4 protein-coding genes are annotated in these 6137 nt (G+C 48.2%); 2 read left to right on the forward strand and 2 right to left on the reverse strand.

Annotated elements, in window-relative coordinates:
* Positions 1–10: 10 nt before the first annotated feature.
* On the reverse strand, positions 11–790 hold the full coding sequence (gene ubiE, locus H735_RS11210) for a bifunctional demethylmenaquinone methyltransferase/2-methoxy-6-polyprenyl-1,4-benzoquinol methylase UbiE (RefSeq protein ID WP_005434558.1): 780 nt from the start codon (positions 788–790) through the stop codon (positions 11–13).
* A 78-nt stretch (positions 791–868) separates the two neighbouring features.
* Positions 869–2401, reverse strand: a complete 1533-nt coding sequence (rmuC, locus tag H735_RS11215) for a DNA recombination protein RmuC (protein WP_020195461.1) — start codon at positions 2399–2401, stop codon at positions 869–871.
* 169 nt (positions 2402–2570) lie between these two features.
* On the opposite strand from rmuC, the gene H735_RS11220 reads away from it, so the two are divergent.
* Positions 2571–3479 (forward strand): DMT family transporter, encoded by a 909-nt coding sequence (locus H735_RS11220; protein ID WP_020195462.1) that lies wholly within the window; start codon positions 2571–2573, stop codon positions 3477–3479.
* 196 nt (positions 3480–3675) lie between these two features.
* Positions 3676–6102: a sensor domain-containing protein gene (locus H735_RS11225; RefSeq protein ID WP_020195463.1), complete on the forward strand. Its 2427-nt coding sequence runs from the start codon at positions 3676–3678 to the stop codon at positions 6100–6102.
* Positions 6103–6137 lie beyond the last annotated feature (35 nt).

The following is a 6137-nucleotide window of genomic DNA, read 5'->3' on the forward strand; positions in this document are numbered from 1 at the left end:
CCGCTTATCCTTAGAATTTATAGCCGCGATGCAGCGCCACAATACCACCCGTTAGGTTGTAGTATTTGGTGTTTTCGAAGCCCGCTTCTTTCATCATGCCTTCCAACGTATCTTGGTCTGGGTGCATACGGATAGATTCTGCTAGGTAACGGTAGCTGTCTGCGTCGTTCGCTACTAGCTCACCCATTTTTGGCAATAGGTGGAATGAGTATGCGTCGTACACTTTTGATAGTGGGTCCAGGATTGGTTTTGAGAACTCAAGCACCAACAGACGACCACCTGGCTTCAATACGCGGAACATAGAGCGCAGCGCTTTGTCTTTATCGGTCACATTACGTAGACAAAAGCTAATCGTGATCACGTCAAAGTAATCATCTGGAAACGGCAGTTCTTCTGCGTTCGCTTGAACGTAATGCACGTTACCCACAATGCCGTTATCACGCAGTTTGTCACGACCGACATTCAGCATTGAGTTGTTGATGTCCGCTAGGATCACGTGACCTTGGTCGCCAACAATGCGCGAAAACTTCGCCGTCAGGTCGCCAGTACCACCACCTAGGTCAAGAACACGTTGTCCCGGACGAGCGCCACTGCAATCAATAGTAAAACGCTTCCAAAGGCGATGAACGCCACCTGACATCAAGTCATTCATGATGTCGTATTTTGCTGCCACTGAGTGGAAAACTTCGGCAACTTTGGTCACTTTTTCGTCTTTTGCCACTGTGGTAAAACCAAAGTGGGTAGTGTCGTTATCTAACGCTGTATTTGATTGCACACTTGTGTCCGTCATTCTGATTCCTCTTGGGCAGCACTTTCTCACTACGGGGCGGTTGATAACAAATAGGGTCGCCCTCTGTACTGCGGGCGATTAGTTTACTTTATCCTCAGCCGGATGTCTTTCTACTAAAGAAGCATTTTCCGAAAATGACTCTGTCTGCGCCAACTGAGCAAGATCTGGCGAGATTGGACGTTTTACTTCCACTCCTAATTGCTTGAAGCTTTCCGCCTGACGAATCACGTTGCCACGCCCTGTTGCCAGTTTATTCATCGCCCCCTGGTACGTTTGGTTCGCTTTGTCTAATGCGCCGCCCAGCCCTTCCATGTCGTCAATGAACAAGCGCAGTTTGTCGTACAACTTCGCCGCTCGTTCCGCGATCAATTGGGCGTTTTCGTTTTGGCGTTCGTTGCGCCACAAATTATCTATCGTACGTAGCGCCACCAGCAAAGTGGTAGGACTGACCAAAATAATGTTTTGTTCCATCGCATCTTTAACCAAACTTGGGTCAGCTTGAATCGCGACTTGGAATGCAGGCTCCACCGGAATAAACATCAACACATAATCTAAGCTCTGGATCCCTTTTAACTGGTGGTAATCCTTAAGACTCAAGCCTTTGATGTGGGCGCGCAGCGCGGCTAAGTGATCGCTCAGCGCCTGCTCTCGTTGAATGTCGTTCTCCGCGTTGAAGTAGCGCTCGTACGCCACCAGCGCCATTTTCGAATCGACCACCACTTGTTTGTTTTGCGGTAAGTGAACAATCACATCCGGCTGATAGCGCTTGCCTGCTTCATTTTGCAAGCTCACCTGAGTTTGGTACTCATGCCCTTCACGTAAGCCAGATTCTGCCAATACCCGAGCCAGAACCACTTCACCCCAGTTGCCCTGCTGCTTGTTGTCACCTTTCAGAGCTTGAGTCAGATTAACCGCTTCTCGGGTCATATGCTCGTTCAAGCGTTGCAGGTTCTTCAACTCATGCACCAAGGTGTGACGCTCTTTGGCTTCTTGACTAAAGCTATCGTTGACTTGCTTTTTGAACCCTTCCAGTTGCTCTTTAAGTGGAGACAGCAAACCTTCCAAACTCTGACGGTTTTGTATGTCGACTTTGGCGGTTTTCTCTTCAAACAACTGATTCGCTAAGTGTTCAAATTGCTGCTTCAAACGCACTTCTGCTTGCTCAAGAATTTGCAGCTTTTCGGCATTGGCTTGGTTAATTTGCTCGTGGCGTGCTTGCTGCTCACCAAGTTGTGTTTCAAGACGCGATTTGTGCTCTCGCATCTGCCCTAGCTCATCAAAATACTGCTGACGCTCTTGCTTCACTGCTTCGAAGTAACGCAGCTTTTCCATCGCCGCCATCAATTTACCGTGAGTTTGGCGCACCTCGAAAGCCGCTTTATCTCGCTCATCATCAAGCTCATCCAATTCTTGCTGTGCTTCGGCGAGGCTTTGCTTCACCTGTTCAAGTTGTTGTTGATGAAGCTGTTTTTCAGATGAGAGCTGCTGTTCGAGCAATTGAGTTTGCGTGGCAAAGCGTTGTTTAACCCACCAACCCACTGCAACACCGCTGATGGTCGCGGTAAAAAGAGAAGACAGAATGAGAGATTGATGCTCAAGAATCCATTGCATAATAGCGAGTTAGCCTGTGTTTTTTATCTTTAATAATGGTATTTACATACTGGATAAATGTCCAGTTTGTTGGATGAAAAATCCTCGCATACACTAGGCGCTCCGTACAACATACACACACCTGCTCAAACCAACAGCGATGAGCGGTACATCATCACACAGAGGCATCATGAACGAGCGTCGCGCCCTAGGATTTGGGCTATCAGCGGTATTACTTTGGTCAACAGTAGCGACCGCATTTAAATTGACTTTGGCGGAATTCTCACCGATTCAGATGCTGACCATGGCGAGTATTGTCTCGGCTATTGCGCTCATCGTGGTATGTGGCGTGCAAGGCAAGTTGAATCAGCTCAGTTCAACGTTTCTTGCCAATCCTTGGTACTACTTACTGCTCGGATTGATTAACCCACTGGCGTACTACCTCATCTTGTTTAAAGCATACGACTTATTGCCAGCCTCCCAAGCGCAGGCGATCAACTACAGTTGGGCGATCACGCTCACCTTGATGGCGGCGGTTTTCTTGGGGCAGAAGATCCGCAATAAAGACTGGATTGCTTGCGGCTTTAGTTACTTGGGTGTCATCGTAATTGCCACTAAAGGTAACGTGTTGGGAATGGAATTCGAGAGTCCGCTTGGTGTGGGATTAGCGCTACTTTCAACATTGCTGTGGGCAAGTTACTGGATTCTCAACACGAAAAACAAAGCCGACCCTGTGGTGGGCGTGCTATTGGACTTTCTGGTTGCGATTCCGTTTGCGATTGGTTTAAGCATTTATGAAGGCGCAGACTGGAGCCAAATCACCGCGAAAGGTTGGGCTGCAGTGACTTATGTTGGTTTGTTTGAGATGGGCGTAACCTTCGTGTTGTGGCTAACGGCACTCAAGCTCACCGAGAACACCGCACGCATCAGCAACCTTATTTTCGCTTCACCATTCATCTCGCTCATGCTGCTTGCCACCATCATTGGTGAAGAGATTCACCCATCCACTTTGATTGGCTTAGTGCTGATCATCAGCGGCTTGGTGATTCAACAAGTAAAGTTCGGCAAAAAGCAAAAACAGACGAATACCGCTCAATGATGACGTCCGAAACTATTGCAAAAATGAGACGCGATTTATAAAAAAGAGAGCTAGCTAACAGTTTACTCGATTAATGAAGTGTTCCTTGCTTGGATTTGTTCGGGCTTTGGATACGATATAGCTAAAGCCCGATATGAACGCTGAGTCAGATGTTCACCATACTATTCCAAGGGCGTTTCAGGATGCTTTATTAATTATGTTTCGCTTCGCTATCTCCCCTGCATTGATGACAGACTGGAAACAGGCTCTGCAACAATGCTGTGATGCCACACAGGCGCACGGTCAGCTTTATACTTTCAGCTACACTCGCCAATGGCGCTTGAGTGAGGTGGCGACATCTCCGCAACATCATCGTGAAGTCGTCACGATTCTCGAACCTGCCACTGAGCACTTTATCTATCCTCAGCTTGTTGTTGAACAAACGCCCTTTCAAAACCAAACCTTGAGTTACTGCCCGGTATGGCTCCCAAGCGGTGAGCTGTTTGCTGCCTTCGCGTTGGTTCATTCAACTGAGCAAGATGCTGTCATTTCTGGGTGGTTAAGCGCATTGGCTGGACGTGTAGGCTTTGATGTTGCTCAGACTTATCATCAAGAGCAGCAGCGTCACGATGTTCAATTGCCAGATTTACTGCCATCCCTACAAGAATTCATTGATTGCTTAGAAGACCACACGTGGATAAAAAGCACCGATGGTCGCTACGCGATGACCAACCGCAGCGTTGAAGACTCTTGGCAAATGACGGGCAGTGAAATCGTCGGCAAGAATGACTTCGAGTTGTTCAGCAGTCGTCGAGCGAAGAAGTTCATTGATACCGATCAGTTGGTGATCGCCACAGGCAGCCAAAACACGGTTGAAGAGTGCACCCTAATTGATGACAACAACAACCCAACCTGGTTGGAAACCATCAAGTCGCCAATCCGCAATCAAACCGGAGAGCTGATTGGTATTTTGGGTATGACACGCAACGTCACTCGTCGAAAAATGGTAGAGACTCAGTTGTCATTGGCGTCGAAAATCTTCGATAACTCCCATGAAGGGATGGTGATTACTGACCGCAAAGCCAACATTCTTGATGTAAACAGCGCCTTCACCCACATCACTGGTTATGCAGCAGAAGAAGTGATCGGTAAGAACCCGAATATCTTGCGTTCTGGGCATCACGACCGCGAGTTTTATCAACAGTTGTGGCGTCAGCTAGAAAGCAAAGGTCAGTGGAAAGGTGAATTCATCAATCGCAAAAAAGATGGCAGCATTTACCCACAACTCGCCACCATCAGTGCGGTAATGGACGATAAGAACCATCTGATCAACTACATTTGTGTGTTTGAAGACATCTCGGTACGTAAAGCGCACGAAGAAAAGCTGCAACGCATGGCGTTTTACGATCCATTGACCAACCTTCCTAACCGTACCCATTTGATCAGCTTGCTAGAACAGCACATTGAGAATGGTCAGAAGCATCAACACGCGTTTGCGACCCTGTTCCTCGATATCGACCACTTCAAGCACATCAACGACAGCATGGGGCACTTCTGTGGGGACCAACTGCTGACTAAACTCGCTGAACGCCTGCAAGATGTGCTGCACTTACGCGCTCATGTGGCACGTATCGGTGGCGATGAGTTTGTCATCATATTGCCGAATATCGAATCGGATTCGCAGCTGATCGACACTATTGAGGACATACTCTGCCTGTTCAACCGTCCTTTTGAAGTCAGCAAGAACGAATCTCTGCGCATCTCCACCAGCGTGGGCGTGGCTCGTTATCCTCAAGACGGACAAGACAGCGAAACCTTGCTCAAGAATGCCGATACTGCCATGTACTTGGCGAAGAAAAACGGTCGTAACGGCTACGCGTTCTACTCACCGGATTTGACCGATAAATCCGTGTCTCACGTGCGTATGCAGTCTGCTCTGCATGAGGCGATTGAGAAGAACCAACTTCATTTAGCTTACCAACCGCAATACAACTTAAGTGCAAACGAACTGGTTGGCGTAGAAGCCCTGCTATGCTGGCAACATCCCGATCTTGGAATGATTTCTCCGGCAGATTTTATCCCGATTGCAGAGAAAACGGGCCTGATTCAAAGCATTGGTAAATGGGTCTTGGAGCAAGCTTGTTTGCAAGGTCGTGCATGGCTGGATAACGGCATTGAATTTGGCAAGCTTGCGGTGAACGTATCGGCTCTTCAGCTACAACAATCAGACTTCATCAGCAAACTTGGTGTGATTCTCAAAGAGACCGGATTCCCGGCGCACCGTCTAGAGCTGGAAATCACCGAAAGCTTCTTGCTGATTGACCCACAACAAGCTATCGCATCACTCAACTTGCTTCGCGAGCTCGGTATTGAGATCTCTCTTGATGACTTTGGTACCGGTTACTCGTCACTGTCTTACCTCAAAGGTTTGCCAATCAACAAATTGAAGATCGACCGCTCTTTCGTAAGCGATGTGCCAAGCAACACCGACAGCAACGCGATGGGACAAATCCTGTCATTGAAAGTGGTCGCCGAAGGCATCGAAACCGACGAACAAGCTCAATACCTATTCGAGCGCGGCTGTATCTACGGACAAGGCTTCCGCTTTAGCGCCCCAGTTCGCGCCGAGAAGTTATTTAAATAAAAAAGACCGAGCACTGGCTCTAATGCCGTTCACTT

Source organism: Vibrio owensii CAIM 1854 = LMG 25443, assembly GCF_000817815.1.
GTDB classification, from domain to species: domain Bacteria; phylum Pseudomonadota; class Gammaproteobacteria; order Enterobacterales; family Vibrionaceae; genus Vibrio; species Vibrio owensii.

Excerpts from the sequence above, each read along its gene's own strand:
- ubiE (WP_005434558.1), bottom strand. The coding sequence starts at position 790 with ATGACGGACACAAGTGTGCAATCAAATACAGCGTTAGATAACGACACT.
- rmuC (WP_020195461.1), bottom strand. The coding sequence starts at position 2,401 with ATGCAATGGATTCTTGAGCATCAATCTCTCATTCTGTCTTCTCTTTTT.
- H735_RS11220 (WP_020195462.1), top strand. The coding sequence starts at position 2,571 with ATGAACGAGCGTCGCGCCCTAGGATTTGGGCTATCAGCGGTATTACTT.
- H735_RS11225 (WP_020195463.1), top strand. The coding sequence starts at position 3,676 with ATGTTTCGCTTCGCTATCTCCCCTGCATTGATGACAGACTGGAAACAG.